Origin of the sequence: Bacillus coreaensis, assembly GCF_050586445.1 — a bacterium.
GTDB classification, from domain to species: domain Bacteria; phylum Bacillota; class Bacilli; order Bacillales; family Cytobacillaceae; genus Robertmurraya_A; species Robertmurraya_A coreaensis.
In genome coordinates this window covers 86,365-101,649 of record NZ_JBOCCY010000003.1, presented here as the reverse complement: position 1 = coordinate 101,649, position 15,285 = coordinate 86,365, and the positions used below count along the sequence as shown (strand labels likewise).

The 15,285-nt window shown below is 39.3% G+C and carries 19 protein-coding genes and 1 other annotated feature; of the genes, 5 read left to right on the top strand and 14 right to left on the bottom strand.

Annotated elements, in window-relative coordinates; genetic code table 11:
* Positions 1–135: 135 nt before the first annotated feature.
* The gene (locus ACQ5H4_RS06465) at positions 136–573 is read left to right on the top strand and encodes a GNAT family N-acetyltransferase (protein ID WP_430774147.1); all 438 of its coding nucleotides are present in this window, start codon (positions 136–138) and stop codon (positions 571–573) included.
* A 132-nt stretch (positions 574–705) separates the two neighbouring features.
* Here the strand turns inward: ACQ5H4_RS06465 and ACQ5H4_RS06460 are convergent, their stop codons facing one another.
* The 10 genes from ACQ5H4_RS06460 to ACQ5H4_RS06415 form a co-directional block, all read right to left on the bottom strand.
* The gene (locus tag ACQ5H4_RS06460) at positions 706–1,737 is read right to left on the bottom strand and encodes an NADH:flavin oxidoreductase/NADH oxidase (RefSeq protein ID WP_430774146.1); all 1,032 of its coding nucleotides are present in this window, start codon (positions 1,735–1,737) and stop codon (positions 706–708) included.
* Positions 1,738–1,773: 36 nt separating this feature from the next.
* Positions 1,774–2,088, bottom strand: coding sequence for a thioredoxin (trxA, locus tag ACQ5H4_RS06455; protein WP_430774145.1), 315 nt, complete (start codon positions 2,086–2,088; stop codon positions 1,774–1,776).
* Between the two features lie 16 nt (positions 2,089–2,104).
* Positions 2,105–2,467 carry an IDEAL domain-containing protein gene (locus tag ACQ5H4_RS06450; protein WP_430774144.1) on the bottom strand — a complete coding sequence of 121 codons (363 nt, stop codon included), beginning with the start codon at positions 2,465–2,467 and terminating at the stop codon, positions 2,105–2,107.
* A 50-nt stretch (positions 2,468–2,517) separates the two neighbouring features.
* The gene (locus ACQ5H4_RS06445; protein ID WP_430774143.1) at positions 2,518–2,817 is read right to left on the bottom strand and encodes an iron-sulfur cluster assembly accessory protein; all 300 of its coding nucleotides are present in this window, start codon (positions 2,815–2,817) and stop codon (positions 2,518–2,520) included.
* Positions 2,818–2,882: 65 nt separating this feature from the next.
* Positions 2,883–3,299: an RrF2 family transcriptional regulator gene (locus ACQ5H4_RS06440; protein WP_119708296.1), complete on the bottom strand. Its 417-nt coding sequence runs from the start codon at positions 3,297–3,299 to the stop codon at positions 2,883–2,885.
* A 725-nt stretch (positions 3,300–4,024) separates the two neighbouring features.
* A complete protein-coding gene (locus tag ACQ5H4_RS06435; RefSeq protein WP_430774142.1) occupies positions 4,025–5,716 on the bottom strand; it encodes a 2-isopropylmalate synthase in 1,692 nt (563 codons plus the stop codon).
* A 46-nt stretch (positions 5,717–5,762) separates the two neighbouring features.
* Positions 5,763–5,986, bottom strand: a binding site (T-box leader).
* 102 nt (positions 5,987–6,088) lie between these two features.
* Positions 6,089–6,421, bottom strand: coding sequence for a nuclear transport factor 2 family protein (locus ACQ5H4_RS06430; protein ID WP_430774141.1), 333 nt, complete (start codon positions 6,419–6,421; stop codon positions 6,089–6,091).
* A 58-nt stretch (positions 6,422–6,479) separates the two neighbouring features.
* Positions 6,480–7,577: an alanine racemase gene (locus ACQ5H4_RS06425; RefSeq protein ID WP_430774140.1), complete on the bottom strand. Its 1,098-nt coding sequence runs from the start codon at positions 7,575–7,577 to the stop codon at positions 6,480–6,482.
* A gap of 82 nt (positions 7,578–7,659) precedes the next feature.
* Entirely contained in the window at positions 7,660–9,084 is a 1,425-nt protein-coding gene (locus ACQ5H4_RS06420; RefSeq protein ID WP_430774139.1) for an amino acid permease, read from the bottom strand.
* A gap of 273 nt (positions 9,085–9,357) precedes the next feature.
* Positions 9,358–9,507, bottom strand: a complete 150-nt coding sequence (locus ACQ5H4_RS06415) for a hypothetical protein (protein ID WP_430774138.1) — start codon at positions 9,505–9,507, stop codon at positions 9,358–9,360.
* 151 nt (positions 9,508–9,658) lie between these two features.
* Between ACQ5H4_RS06415 and ACQ5H4_RS06410 the strand changes: the two genes are divergently transcribed.
* Complete coding sequence (locus ACQ5H4_RS06410) at positions 9,659–10,168, top strand: metallophosphoesterase family protein (RefSeq protein ID WP_430774137.1); 510 nt, start codon at positions 9,659–9,661, stop codon at positions 10,166–10,168.
* A gap of 41 nt (positions 10,169–10,209) precedes the next feature.
* Here ACQ5H4_RS06410 and ACQ5H4_RS06405 read toward each other — a convergent pair whose 3' ends face one another.
* Genes ACQ5H4_RS06405 through ACQ5H4_RS06395 form a run of 3 tightly spaced genes read right to left on the bottom strand, consistent with a single transcriptional unit; the run spans position 10,210 to position 12,688 of the window.
* Entirely contained in the window at positions 10,210–10,371 is a 162-nt protein-coding gene (locus tag ACQ5H4_RS06405) for a hypothetical protein (protein WP_430774136.1), read from the bottom strand.
* Positions 10,372–10,385: 14 nt separating this feature from the next.
* On the bottom strand, positions 10,386–11,885 hold the full coding sequence (locus tag ACQ5H4_RS06400; protein ID WP_430774135.1) for a sodium:solute symporter family transporter: 1,500 nt from the start codon (positions 11,883–11,885) through the stop codon (positions 10,386–10,388).
* Positions 11,882–12,688, bottom strand: coding sequence for a carbon-nitrogen hydrolase family protein (locus ACQ5H4_RS06395; protein ID WP_430774134.1), 807 nt, complete (start codon positions 12,686–12,688; stop codon positions 11,882–11,884). Before ACQ5H4_RS06395 ends, ACQ5H4_RS06400 begins: the two co-directional genes overlap by 4 nt.
* Positions 12,689–12,984: 296 nt before the next feature.
* Between ACQ5H4_RS06395 and ACQ5H4_RS06390 the strand changes: the two genes are divergently transcribed.
* Positions 12,985–13,377 carry a DUF2243 domain-containing protein gene (locus tag ACQ5H4_RS06390; RefSeq protein WP_430774133.1) on the top strand — a complete coding sequence of 131 codons (393 nt, stop codon included), beginning with the start codon at positions 12,985–12,987 and terminating at the stop codon, positions 13,375–13,377.
* 143 nt (positions 13,378–13,520) lie between these two features.
* Here ACQ5H4_RS06390 and ACQ5H4_RS06385 read toward each other — a convergent pair whose 3' ends face one another.
* Positions 13,521–13,916: a VOC family protein gene (locus tag ACQ5H4_RS06385; RefSeq protein ID WP_430774132.1), complete on the bottom strand. Its 396-nt coding sequence runs from the start codon at positions 13,914–13,916 to the stop codon at positions 13,521–13,523.
* A gap of 273 nt (positions 13,917–14,189) precedes the next feature.
* Here ACQ5H4_RS06385 and ACQ5H4_RS06380 point away from each other — a divergent pair, with 273 nt between their 5' ends.
* Both ACQ5H4_RS06380 and ACQ5H4_RS06375 read left to right on the top strand, forming a co-directional pair.
* The gene (locus ACQ5H4_RS06380; protein WP_430774131.1) at positions 14,190–14,561 is read left to right on the top strand and encodes a VOC family protein; all 372 of its coding nucleotides are present in this window, start codon (positions 14,190–14,192) and stop codon (positions 14,559–14,561) included.
* 229 nt (positions 14,562–14,790) lie between these two features.
* A complete protein-coding gene (locus ACQ5H4_RS06375) occupies positions 14,791–15,153 on the top strand; it encodes a hypothetical protein (RefSeq protein ID WP_430774130.1) in 363 nt (120 codons plus the stop codon).
* Positions 15,154–15,285: the final 132 nt, after the last annotated feature.

Below are 15,285 nucleotides of genomic sequence, written 5' to 3'. Positions count from 1 at the left end.
TTTTCTTTTACCATTAGGAATTCTCCTATCCTCATTCTTTCCCGGTTATTTCTTACTTTTCAGTGAGTTAATCAAGCACCATTAAACTTCTTTAAATATATATTATTAATTATATGTTTAATTTGAGGTGCACTTATGACAATAAGAAAAGGAAATGCAATAGAAACTGACTATATTCTTAGGCTTTCAGGAACTGTCCTTAACGAGAGCTCTATGGGGTATTTACCTAATAATATTGAACATTCTTATACCATGTTTGTCCCAGTTATTCATAACGGGGGCTATTATTTGATTGAAGAGGAGAATAGGATTCTAAAAGGCTGGATTTTGTTAACGATAGATTGGAATCGGTTGACAGGTAAGGCAATCGGACATATTGACCAGTTATATGTATTTCCTTTTTATAGAAAGACAGGGATAGGTAAAAATTTAATGAAAGCAGCAATTCAAAATTTTTATGAGCAAGAAATACAAACTATTCAGCTCAATGTGTTCACCGGAAATCCAGCTAAAGCCTTGTATAAATCACTGGGGTTTAAAAAAATCTCAACCATTATGGAATTAAATTTATAGGATAAACGAGTGAGCGTGTCTCACAATATATATATTTGTCATCAAATCTCTCCTCATCTATCACATCATACAAAAATAAATGTAAAAAATAAAAAGCCCACATAGCAATAGCTAAGTGGACTAATATGAGCGTTAATTTCTCGGAAAACCGAATTCATACTGCTTCGGCAATGCTACTTCCTTCTTTAATACCGTTGCTGCTTCGATTGCCCAATAAGGATTTCTTAGCATTCCTCTTCCCACCGCAACAAGATCGGCGTCTTCATTTCCAATTACGGAATTAGCAAGTGCTGGTTCTTCTAATCGGCCCACGGCAATCACAGGAACATTCAGCTCTTCTTTGATGGCTCTTGCTAATGGTACTTGATACGCGACATGTGTGCCAGGTTGACCGGCAGCAGCGATTGGTCCTTCTCCACCAGCACTTACGTGGAACATATCTACGCCCGCTTGTTGGAATACTCTTGAGAACTCGATGCTTTCGTTAATGCCATATCCACCTTCCACATACTCCCTAGCAGAGATTCGCATGATTAACGGCATTTCTTCTGGCATTTCACTCTTTGCAGCTTCTATGACTTCACGGCCAAACTTGGTTAGCTCTTGACCATATTCGTCAGTTCTTTTATTCGTGAATGGAGAAGTGAATTGATGAATCAAATATCCATGAGCCCCGTGAAGTTCAATCACGTCAACTCCCGCCTGAACCGCACGACGAACGGCTAGACGGAACTTTTCTACCATTTCTTTTACTTCTTCTGTAGAAAGTTCTCTTGGTGTTTTTGATTTCTCATCAAACGGAATAGCAGATGGCGCAACGGGTTCAGAAGCATCCTGTGCTTTACGTCCAGCATGGGCAATTTGAATACCTACCTTTGCACCATACTGATGACAAGCTTCTACAATGCGTGCGAGCGCAGGGATTTGTTCGTCTGACCATAATCCTAAATCGTAATCACTAATGCGGCCGTCTGGCTCTACGTCTGTCATTTCAATAATGATTAGGCTGGCACCACCAATGGCGCGGCTTACATAATGCACATAGTGCCAATCCGTAGCAATACCATCCTTATTCGTAACAGAATATTGGCACATAGGTGGCATAACAACACGGTTTTTTAAGGATAATCCTTTGATTTCATAAGGGGTGAATAAATGATTCATCAGTAAACTCCTTTTTGGTGCAGGGCACGATTTTTATTAAAGATGTTTAGATATTACCTCTATTAGATTTTCCTTAGGCTGGAATCCTATAACCTTTTCGATCACTTCTCCGTCTTTAAATAAAAGCAGGGTTGGAATACTCATAACTCCAAATTCAGCTGTTGTGGCTTGGTTATCATCTACATTTAGCTTAGCAATTTTTACTTGGTCTCCCATTTCTTCGTTGATTTCTTCTAGAACAGGCGCAATCATTTTACATGGTCCACACCAAGGTGCCCAGAAGTCAACAAGGACTAACCCGTTGCTGATTTCATTTTTAAACGTATCATCAGTAATCTTCACAATGCTCATGTTTATCCCTCTTTCTTTAGATGTTCTGTCTTTTTTCTATGAGATTGAACGGTGATTTATTAATCATTTGTGCTTCAAGTTTGGTTGGCTTCGTTAACAAGGAGGTAAGTTCCATAAACCATTCTTTGTCCTTGATCAAAAGGGCAATATCAATTAATGCAAGGATTGAATCCTTGGAATAGGTTGCGGATGTTTCTAAGCGTCTCATTTTAATAGAATTCGCTGAGATCACCTTTCCCTCCATCTCTTCATTATCACTCTTGATGACTCTGACTTTCATGTTCTGTGAGAATGGTTCATCGCTATGAATATAACCATGAAACAATTCCCCATAGTTTGTTTTCCCTCTTACCCAATCTCCCACTTGGAAAGGTTTCATACGTTGCACCACCTTAACTGTAATGTTTTATTTTACATTTTACCTAGTGATTAATGCTGGTGAAATCCTGTGGATGGATTCGTAATCATAAATTCTTCTTTTGGTAAAAAGAAATATTGAATCCATACGCCATCTAAAAAGCTTTCACGACGATCTAATAGAATTTCAATATCTTTGTCTGTTTTTACAATTTCATCATGCTCGGTTGGTGTGTCCAACTTAAGGTCAAAGTGTGCGTGATTCACATGATTTTCTGTCACATATACGCGAACCATTTTTCCTTGTGCCTCTTCAGTTTCCAGCATCTTCTTTAATACCTTTGACGCATTACGATTGATTTTCACTTTCATGGGTAGGTCTCCTTTTTTATCTGTAATGATTTTTATTACATTTATTCGAAAAAGAAACGTGCTAGTTATGTTTCTTTTTGTTTCACTAATTCAACTACTTCTTTTATTGTGTATTCTTTTAAATATACACCTAGATGTTCTTCTGCCCCCATAAAGATGGAGAATAGAACACTCTTCATATTCGCTCCTACTATGCACTGACCGTTAGACTCTGTACATTTTGGCTGGAGAGCACCTTCAGATGTGATTTGATAAATATCCCAAAGATTAACCTGATCCAAGTCCAAGGCAAAAATAAATCCGCCACCTGTACCTTCTTTTGATGTGATAAAACCATTCTTCTTTAACAAGCTAAGCACTTTGCGAATACGTACGGGATGTACTCCTGCACTCTCCGCGATGTACTCACTGGTTGACATTCGGTCCGGCTGCAACGCCAGAAGAGTTAAACTGTGAATCGCAAGGGTGAAATCACTATTCATGGGTTGCCTCCTTCGAATTGGTTTTAAATCTTACTGTAATATTATTCGTTACAGTAAAACATGTCAAGTGCAAAAGCCTAAATCATTGCCTAATGATTTTCTTATTCCTCAAGGAATATGAAGAAATGGATAGGGAAATCAATACAGATGGTTCCATTTTAATGATAGATAAAATCCTAACGTTTCAAAAAATTTCATCAATCGGTCAGTAAATTGTTATAAGATTCCATTTATATTCATTTATTTTTTTGTAATATTAGTCTATAATAAGGGTAGATATTCCAAATAATAAAAATAAGCGCAGTGCTCGAAACACTACGCTTACCTTGACAACGCATAATCGCAGAATGCAGCGATTGGCTTGTACATGAGTGTTTTCTGAGTAGAGCCCACCTGTCCGCCAAGACTAGGGTGGGTTTTACTTTTTAATTTTATCAATTAAAAGTACGATAAGAGTTACCAGCGCTATCATAAACATTCCGGTATTCAAATCAACGATATTTATCACCTTCCCTACGGAAGGCTCAACCGCCCCACCCTGCCTATATGCAATTGTCTACTCTATTATACCACATCGGACAGGCTTTTTTTTCCTTAGTAGGGAAATTTTAGTCCCAAGAGACCTTGCTTGTGTATCCTTCTTTCAAAATATTCAATAACATAAAATGGTGGTAAAAAATTCAAAAAAAGCCTAAATCAGGATACGATTTAGGCTAGCTTATCTGTTACTTATGGGCAATGGCCTCAATTTTAAGATTGCTTTTCACCAAAGAATTCACGGCACTAAACAATGCACGGATGGATGAAGTCATAATATCTGTATCAATTCCACAGCCCCAATGGACGGTGCCGTTTTGATCTTTTATTCCAATATACGAGACGGCATTTGATTTAGAACCCATTTCCTGCGCGTGCTGTTTGTATTCTAAATCAGCAAACTCGATCCCGAACTTCGTTTGGAGAGCATTGCTCACTGCATCCAAACGCCCATTACCTGCACCTGGAATCTCCAGATGATTTCCTTCATATTTTACGGTGAGGATCGTATCATAGTTTTCATTTTTAGCTGATTTCGACTGAATGAATTGAATTGGATCAGTAATATTCACATAGCCATTGATAAAGATGTCATAAATCTCATTTGGCATAAGCTCTTTGTTTTCATGATCAGAAACATTTTTGACGGCATAACCAAAGTGTTCACGCATCTTAGGTGGAAGATCAAAGCCGTATTGTTGTTCAAGAAGATACCCAATACCACCTTTACCTGATTGGCTATTGATCCGTATAATATCTCCTTCGTATTCTCTTCCAATGTCCTTTGGATCGATGACTAAGTATGGAACATTCCACACTACATTTTCCTTTTCTTCCCGCCACTTAAAGCCCTTTGTAATCGCATCTTGATGGGAACCAGAGAACGCCGTAAACACAAGCTTCCCAGCATACGGATGTCTTTCATGAACCTTCATCTTTGTTAATCGCTCGTACATTTCCATGATTTCGATGACATTTTCAAAGTTTAGCTTTGGATCCACCCCGTGTGAGTATAGGTTTAGAGCTAGTGTCACGATATCGACATTCCCTGTTCTTTCACCGTTTCCGAATAATGTTCCTTCAATTCGTTGTCCTCCCGCTAATACCGCCAATTCTGCATCAGCAATTCCGCTACCTCGGTCATTATGCGGGTGAATCGATAGAATTACGTTGTCTCGGTAGCTTAAGTGATCACTGATGTACTCGATTTGGCTAGCATACACATGTGGCATCGAGTGAGAGACTGTTGCAGGCAGATTGATAATTACTTTGTTCTCAGCTGTTGGCTGCCATACGTCAAGGACTCGATTACATATATCTAGCGCAAACTCCATTTCCGTTCCAGTAAAGCTCTCAGGTGAATATTGGAAAACAAACTCTCCTTCTGTTTCCGCCGCATACTTCTGAAGTAGCTTCGCACCTGTTACGGCAATATCAATAATTTCTTCTTTTGATTTTCTAAACACCTGTTCCCTTTGAGCAACAGACGTTGAATTATATAAGTGAACAACTGCTTTTTTTACCCCTTGAAGTGATTCGAACGTTTTCTTAATGATATGATCTCTGGATTGTGTTAGCACTTGAATCGTCACATCGTCTGGGATTAAGTTTTGCTCAATCAATGTACGTAAGAATGTATACTCGGTCTCAGACGCTGCTGGAAAGCCTACTTCAATTTCTTTAAATCCAATTTTCACGAGCAATTGGAAGTACTCTAGCTTTTCTTCAAGTGTCAACGGAACAACCAGCGCTTGGTTTCCGTCCCTTAAATCGACACTACACCATAAAGGAGCTTCTGTAATGTATTCCTTCTCCATCCACTTCATACTTTTCACAGGTGGCATAAAATAACTTCTAGAGTACTTCTCAAATTTTTCCATCGTCACAACGACCTTTCTTCAGAAAATATAAAAAGCCCATCATCTCATAAGAGACGACAGGCTTTGCCTTCGTGGTACCACTCTTTTTGGTTTGTTATAAACGCAACAAACCCACTTTATGACTTGATTACGGTTGTCATCCGTTAAGGCCTACTACTACTTCAGCCTTACCACTTCTGGGCGAGTTGGGGGATTTATTGACTGTCTTTCACCAACCGACAGCTCTCTAAACAATAAATGATCCTTAATGCTCCCATTCACTGTGTTTCAACTTTTTAAATTTTCTTAATTCTATTACGAGTGATGGGATAAGTCAACAGGATTTTTGAAAAATTTTCATTTGTGCAAAAATAAAGTTTATTTATATAAAGCTTATTCTCTGATAAACCAGACCTTTGAAATAAGGTTGTTATCCACCTCGTAAATGGCCATTAAGCTCACCGTTTCACCTGTTAACCCGTTGGTCGCAAACTCCCAATCAATCACTTTGTTTCCGACAATAGAGCGATTTTTAATTTCTGCGTGCATGTTCTTTTTAAAGGTTTCTGTGTATCGTTCGATCAGGGCTTGCTTTCCGTTTATTGTGACCAGGTTGTCTGGGAAAGTGTATACAGTGATATCATCTGCGTATGTACTCGCAAAGCCTTCAAGATCTCTGGCGTTGTAGAATTGTATTTGTTTTTGGACGATGTTTTCTACGGACAATGGCTTCACCTCTTGAATAAGAATAATTAACTTATTTTAACATAGTATTACTTATCAATTATTTAACCATCCCTCGAGCATCTATCTTCCAAATATCCATCACACGACCATTCTCGTGTACCACATATTCTTCAAACTGATTAACCACTGTACACGCATGGTTCGGAATAATTTGCACTTTATCATTTAGCTTTAATGTTGTCTCCTGTAACAAAACCCCAACTCCATGTTCCTCCGACAGACGTTCAATGACGATTTCTGGGTGTCCCATTACATGTCCAAAGCCAGTAACGGTCTGGTTTCCATGTGCTCCTTTGTCTAAGCAAAGTGATTTGCTTCCTGTATCAAAAATGACGCGATCCTTGTAGACTCCCACTACGGAAGCAAGCAGTGTGAGCGCACAACGGTCGATTGGCGTCACACCTAATCCAGCCTGTATAGCATCGAAAAACACTGCATTTCCAGGACGGATTTCGGTCACCCCTGCTATTTTTCCAGACTTCTTATAGGTTGGTGTTGAACCAACGCTTCGAACAGGGATTATGATACCTTCTTTTTCGCACGCATTGGCACTGTCCACAACGCTCAGGCCTTCGTGATGTCCAATCTTTTCAATTTCGTCCATTGTTTTTACAGCATAGGAATGACCTGCGTGCGTAAAAATTCCGCCCAGCTTTAACTTGGACTGAGAACTAATAGCCTTTGCTAAGGTGACAACTTCCTTCCCTGGATCTACCCCGTAACGATTTAATCCTGAGTTTACTTTGATCCAAACCTCAAGTGTAAAGGGTGTATGCTCCAATCCCTTTTGTAAATACAATAATGATTCATTGTTATCAACCGATACTTTTAGTTGAACTCCTTGTTCAAGCATTTTGACTAATCGCTTGATTTTATCCGGGCTAGAGATGGGATAAGCGATCAATATATCTTTGATTCCACCAGAAGCCATCACTTCAGCTTCACCGACTTTTGCCGTTGTAATCCCAACGGCAACCGCTTCCATTTGTAATTGGGCAATTTTTATTGCCTTATGTGTTTTAATATGTGGACGGTACGCGATTCCTTGCTCCTTTGCAAAGGATGACATTTCGTTTATATTTGTTAAGAGCTTTTGATAGTCAAGAAGCAATGAAGGTGTGTCTAACTTGTTCATACTTGCCCTCCTTTATGTAATATTTACCTTTATTATACAAAAAGAAACTCCTCTTGAATGGTTGCAAGAAGAGCTCAATCATTTATTTTTTATCCTTATTATTATCTCCATATAGTTCCTCAGAAAACTCCGTCGCAAAATTCGATTGAAGCGTTCCTCGTACTTGCTTGTCGCTTCCTTGTAGTCCACTTCTGCGACTCACGACAAAATACGTTAAAGAAAAAAACACCACCATACTTATCCCGGTCACTAAGCCCGCCGTTTGTCCGGGAATCAACGGCATACTGAGTAGTACAATAATCAAACTGACCAAAGCAATCCAAGACGTATACGGAAATCCTGGCATCTGACAAATGCCACCTGGAGGACAGCCGTTTCTTTTTCGATAACGAATATGACTGGCCATAATTACGGCATAAGTGAAAATTAAGGCAAATCCACCTGACGTAATTAACACTAGATAGGCTCTCGGAAACAAAAGACCGAATAATAAGCCCCCGAGCATGGCTAACCCTGAAAATAATATCCCCCGATAAGGAACATCAGTACTATCCTTTAATCTTTGTGGTGCGTGACCTTCAATTACGAGAGACCGAATCATTCTTCCTAACCCAAATACGGCTGACAGCATGGCTGAAAGAATGGCCGAAATTAATACAAGATTCAATGCCGTCCCTGCCCAACCGATTCCCCATCGAGTGAGTGATGCGACCATTGGACTGACGTTTTCACTTAGAAGGGCTGTTGGGATAAGTGGAAGCAACACAAGCACGTATAATAAATACAACCCTACCAAACACAACACCGTATTACGAATGGCTCTTGGAATGGTGTCAGTAGGGTTGTCAGCTTCGGTTGCCGCAAGAGCAATTATCTCAAACCCAGCGTATGTAAAAATGACCAGTAACATACTCCCTGCAATTCCGCTGATTCCTCCTGGCATGAGGGGTTGTCTCGTGACTTCGCCTAATCCAATCGCTGAAGCCCCAGGAAATACTCCGAAAATCAATCCTAGGGCGGTAAGGATAAAAAAGATAATCGCGAATACCTTAATCGCCGATAATCCACTGGTAAGCTTCCCAATTTTGTCTACTCCTAATAAATTGATCAGCGTAATTCCGACGATGATCGATCCACCAAGCCAGGCGATCGACACGTTCGGATACCAATTGCTGATGAGCATCGAGATTGCTGTCGCTTCACTGGACATCGAGAGAATCGTACCTGTCCAGTAGAGCCAGCCAACGACAAAACCCATCCCATTTCCAAGCTCTCGTGCAGCAAACGTACTAAACGATCCAATCGTCGGACTTCCTACTGTCATTTCAGACAATGCATAAAGGATAAAATAAACAAGTGCTCCCCCTAGTATAAACGATATTAAAATCGCAGGTCCTGCCGCATTGATGGCAACCGATGATCCGAGGAAAAAGGAACCTCCGATAACACTTCCTAACGCCATCATCGTCAGCTGCCAAGCAGACAACCCTCTTCGTTCTTTCTTCATTCACTTTTCACCCATTTTCTTAATGATGTACCGTTATTATTTGCGCTTAGTGGGAAAGGATACGATTTAGTGTGATTTGTTAAATATAAACAAAAAAACTGGCAGAAATCCCGCAAGTTTTAATATAGTTAATCAACTTTAATTTCGATACTAGATACATCCATCTGAATTATCAGTTAACACGTCTTCTACATCTTGTAAATCACCCATTATAAATAGCTTCATTCTTTTTCGATTGAAAGTAAGTTGATATGAAAAAAAGCTGACATCAGTTCAGTCAGCCTTCTCTGCTTTATGCAATTCCAATTCATCTCTCATTCGCTCTTCCTCTTCATCCACGCTGATTCGAGCGATTTGTTCAATGAGCTGGTGATGGACTTGATCCATGTCTTCTTGGCATTCGAATGGGTCTTTTTTGTTCAATTTAGAAACACTCCTCTTCTAATATAAACTCTTACGTTTATTATCAAATGACTTGTAATAATTTATACTTAGAGGGGAAAATAGAACTTACTGAGCTTTATGATAAATGTAGAAATATTAATGAACTCTACTCAAATACATGAGGTACATCATGAAAATTATCGTCATTTCTGATACACATATCCCTAAAAAGGCAAAAACATTCCCTCCCCAGGTAGTTACAGAGTTACAGCAATGTGATCTAATCATCCATGCTGGAGATTGGCAAACTCTAGAGGTTTATCAGGAGATATTACAATTTGGAGAAGTAAAGGGAGTGTTTGGAAATGTAGACTCTAGTGAATTGCAGACACTTCTTCCTGAAAAGCAAATAATAGATATAGAAGGTATTCGGATTGGGGTCGTTCATGGTCATGGAAAACGCTGGACAACGGAGAGGCGTGCAATGGAAGCTTTTGCGGATGATCTTGTGGATTGCATCATCTTTGGTCATTCTCACATTCCCGTTTTGAAAGAAACAAACGGCATCCTATTATTTAATCCTGGGTCCTGCACTGAAAAAAGGAGGCAGCCAAAGTATTCATACGGAATCATCACTGTTACGAATGGAATTCATGCCGAACATGTGTTTCTCGAACAAGACAAAGAAGATAAATCTTAAAGGCTATAGCGAAAAAAAGCAGAGGTGCTAGCCCCTGCTCCCTACAGCTTCATATCCGTCCCCGAATTCTGATTCTTCGTTTTCCCTGTCTTTTTTAACTGAAAAAAAACTTCCCGAATCGACGCAATGCCAATAAACAACATACCCAGTCCACACCAAATAAAAATGAGCCAATTAAAAAACTGAAATGCACCAAATGACATTTGATCGCCTCCTTTTACAGGTTAATTTTATGTTCCGGTTGATAGTTTTTCAGCTTTTTAAAGTCATACTTTTTATTAGTAAATGGAAGGCTTATCAAGATAATGAGAAATGGTAAAAAGAGGGATAGCATATTCCCAACAAACCAATTGAGATCATCATTAGCGATCATAAAGTAAGCCGTTAAGCCTGAAGCCAATCCAATGACAATCGAAAACATCGATACTTTTGGGTTTAATCGACCAGACCATAAGCCAATGATTAACGACGCCGTTGGAGCAGCAAATAAAATTCCACTAAAAATATCAATGGTTAATAGGGACACCCCATCTAAGAATAGAGAACAAATTCCAATGGTAATTCCTAGTACGAAGATAATCCCTCGACCGAATGTGAGTTGTTGTTTTTCGGTTGCTTGTTTATTTACGTATCTTTTATAAAAATCGATCGTTAGCATGGCTTGAAGCCCGGCGAGACCATTTCCGCCTGTCGTTAATCCTGCCATAAAGATCATTACAACAAAGATGATCGCCCCTCCACTACCGAGAAAATAATCGAATATATACGGAGCCGCTCCCGTCGATACACCGAGCTCATCTGAAGAGACACCTAAATGGTAGACACTTCCTCCAATTACATTTCCAAAAATCATCGGAATTGGCAGCCAAGCGACGATGGTTCCGATGAGATACGCCCAGAACAATCCCTTTGAACTAGAAGCAGCTGCTGCTGTTGAATAATAGCCCTGACTAAGTACAACCTGCCCCATCGCGATCACAACGGCAGATAATCCATACATCCAACCCGCGGAGCCAAAAAAGTTCAGAGCGTCTGGGTTATGTTGTGGATGACTCGTATCCGTCGCTGCCCGTAGCATTCCTTCGTACATATTTTCTAACCCCACACTTTTGATAATCAGAGGAATCGTGACAAAAATGACAATCATAATAATGAAAAATTGGAAGACAGAATTATAGATGGAGCCTTTTAGCCCAGACATGGCAATAAAGCTTGAGAAGAGGACCGCTGATAAAAAAGCAACGACCTTAAAATTTAGATGAAAGGTATATTCGAAGGCATATGCAATTCCTACCGCCTGCATGACACAAACATATAACACCAAGGCAATTCCAAATAATAAATACACATTGGCTAATTTCGTACCAAAGCGCTCACGAATGAATTCAATAAACGTGGTGGTTTTTGGCATGATTTTTCGTAAGCGTAACGCAATCGGGATAAAAATCATAAAAGGAACAACAGCACCCCAAGCATAGTTAAAACCGCCGTTAATTCCAAACCACACTCCCGCTTCCGCAGAAGCCATAATCGTGCCCGTCCAGATCCAGGCCACACAAACGCTGGCAGCAACGAGGCCAAACGGAACTCTTCGGCCCGCCGTTAACAAATCATCGACATTTTGATTGCCATCCTTTTTATTGATGAAAAGGGTAATGACCGTCATCATAACGGCAAAGAGAATAATTACAGAGTATCCCATGATTGGACTGTTCATAATATTGTTTCCCCCTTTCGTATCATGGCCGACTGGTACACATGAGGTCTTCGGTCCGCTAAATAACAGAACTCATTCCTAGCTGCTTGAATTTGAGAAACATCTACTTCGACATAGTATTGATTTTCCTCGCCATCTCCTAGAACCAACAACTTCCCAAATGGATTGGCCGCAGCACTTTGTCCAAAAAAGTGGGTGGTCTCCTCCACTCCAATGCGGTTGGTTGTGGCGACAAACACTTGATTTTCCGCTGCACGACTTTGTATATATGTCTTTTGCAAATGCTCTAGTGGTGTCATATTCGCGGTTGGTGCCAAGATGATTTCTGCCCCTTTTTCCGCTAGTATTCGAGCAGTTTCCGGAAATTCGGTATCATAACAAATCATAACCCCAATCGTACCGAAATCGGTTTTCCAGACTGGAAACTCCTGCCCAGCAGAAAAATACTTCTCTTCCTCGTCCCATAGATGGACCTTTTGATATGTACCTGCTACCTCACCATTGTGATCAATGATGACCGCTGAATTAAACACCTCTTCCTGTACTTTTTCGGGAAAACCAGCAATGATCATTAGGTTGTATTCACGTGCCCATTCTTTTAGTAAGGTGATGCTTTCTCCATTGAGGTCCTCAGCGAGTTCCTTCGTTTTCTCCCGGGTAAAATAACCCGTTAACACTAACTCTGGAAACAATATAAGCTGGCAATTCTGCTGGGATGCCTTCTGAATATGGTGGAGCATCATTTTGAGATTTTTTGATTTGTCATGTAGAACAGGCTTCAATTGTGCTAAAGCTACTTTCATAGACTTCCCACCTTTATCTAATTGTTTGATTAATCTGACTTTTCTTGATGTAATTATATCTTCTGATGCTGTGATTAGCTTTAGTCACATTGTTAATTTTTTATGGGGTTATTTTTAACATAATGTTAAATTCCTAGGCTTATGCCTTATTATAAAAATATGTTTTTCGTTTCATCTATAAGCTAGTAATATTTTCTGACAAAGAACATTTGATACTTAATTTCTTCCCCCCTTAACAGCTTAATAGATAAAGAGGTATAATAAATTTGACTTTTGGATAGAAATGGAGTTTTCTTATGAGAATTTTAGGAGCAGTTGTCGGTTTTTTTACAGTGGATTTTCTATTTCATATTATAGATGCGTTAGCATTTGGATTGAAAGCCGATACCGGACCTGAGCGGATTGGTGCGGTTGGATTCGGGATTCTCATTCTTCTTTTACTAATGACTTTGTTTTACCGATTGTTTTCAAAATCCTTTTTCCATGGGTTTATCGTAGCAACAGGTCTTTTCTTGAGTTTTGATATTGTCGTGTTTCATTGGATCTTTCAGCTTCACCGAATTACTAGTGGTCCGGAGGCGAATTGGCTGGAGCCTTTGTTTGTTATAGGGGGAACAGTTCTACTTATAGTTGGGATTCGAAAAGAAAAATCTGCAAGTATTTTAGAAGATAAAGGAATAAGTGTATAAAAGGTTGTAAAGGACAGGAAAATTTCTCCTGTCCTTTATTAATAATTGATTCCTTATTTATCTTCTTGATCATAAAAAGTGAACATGGTTCCAAATGGTATTCTGAACATTTCTCCTCATGTAGGGTTCCCTATTAATTTCGATTACTTAGCATTCACGTCTGGTTGATGAATTCCGAAAATATTCCCTTCCGTATCCAAATAATAACCCTGCCATGCCATACCAGGAAGTGCGTGTTTTGGCAAGGCCACCTTGCCACCATTGTGAAGAATTTTTGCTTCAATGCTATCGTAATCTTCCACTCCCAATGTAAGAGCAGAACCATTCAACGCTTGGTTGGGTTCTGGAGGAGGACCTTGACGTTGCATTAAGGAACCGTTAATTCCAGGTTCGTCTTCCGTGCCGGTCACAGCCCCAAAATAAGGCATTCCTGCATACTCACTCCAGTCTTGAAAAGTCCACCGAAATACTTCTCCATAAAACTTGGTCGCGCGATCCATGTTATCTACGTGAATTTCGAAATGAATTGGTCTTCCCATGATTTCCTCCTATTTTGAAAAGAATTTTTTATCGAATCTAATAAGTATTCTACTAAAAATTGGGTACTCCTTCATTATGGTTACAATTGGACTCATTTATTCTTATTTCGACCCCATTCTAATCACTTCTCTAATTAGTTTTTTAACCTCCCCAAAACTTAAAACCATCTTAGATAACTTAGTGAAAAATTGTATATTCGCAACCTCTCCATTATACTGAATATAGGAAATGTATAAATCTAACAATTATGATTTTAAAAGGAGGTCGGAAAAGTGAAACTTGGCGCTTTTTCTATTAGTTTAAATGTAAAAGATATACATAAATCAAAGGAGTTCTATACCAAACTTGGATTTGAAGCATTAGGAGGAGATATTTCTCAAAATTGGCTTATTATGAAGAATGATAGCTGTATAATTGGGCTTTTCCAAGGAATGTTTGAAAAAAACATCCTTACTTTTAATCCTGGCTGGGATGGAAATGCACAAAATCTAGAATCCTTTACGGACGTAAGAGAACTTCGAAAAAAGCTTGAAGAAAAAGGAATCCAGATTATCTCTGGAGTGAATGAATCAAGTGAAGGGCCGGCACACTTTACTATTGAAGACCCAGATGGGAATCCTATTCTTTTAGATCAACATCGATAAAAATAAAAAAAGGCTCAGAGCTTAAACATAAGTAGTTCCGATAACGTGGAGAAATACTAAACAAACATTATAAATCACATAGTAAATAACAGTAAATCTAGCAATTGAATGAACATATTAATTAGCACCTATTCTTGTCCGAATACGAGGTTCATTAGGACGGGATGACCTGGAAAATTACCTATTGTTGTCCGAATACGGGGTTCATTCGGACAGGAAGAACGGGAAATTGCCTATTGTTGTCCGAATACGAGGTCGATTCGGACAGGAAGAACGGGAGATTACCTATTGTTGTCCGAATACGAGGTCGATTCGGACAGGAAGAACGGGAGATTACCTATTGTTGTCCGAATACGAGGTCGATTCGGACAGGAAGAACGGGAAATTGCCTATTGTTGTCCGAATACGAGGTCGATTTGGACAGAAAGAACGGGAGATTACCTATAGTTGTCCGAATACGGGGTTCATTCGGACAGGAAGAACGGGAGATTACCTATTTTTGTCCGAATACGAGGTCGATTCGGACAGGAAGAACGGAAGAATACCTTTAGTTGTCCGAATAAGTGGTTTATTCAAAACAGGAGTATTTTAACAGAAGAATTCGCACTTTAATAAACAAGTTGACAATAGAGATTGTCATCCGGATAAATGTCAATTCATGTAGAATAATTCAATAATCGTTGATTTAATAAGATTTATTAAGCCCCCAATCACTATGGGATTG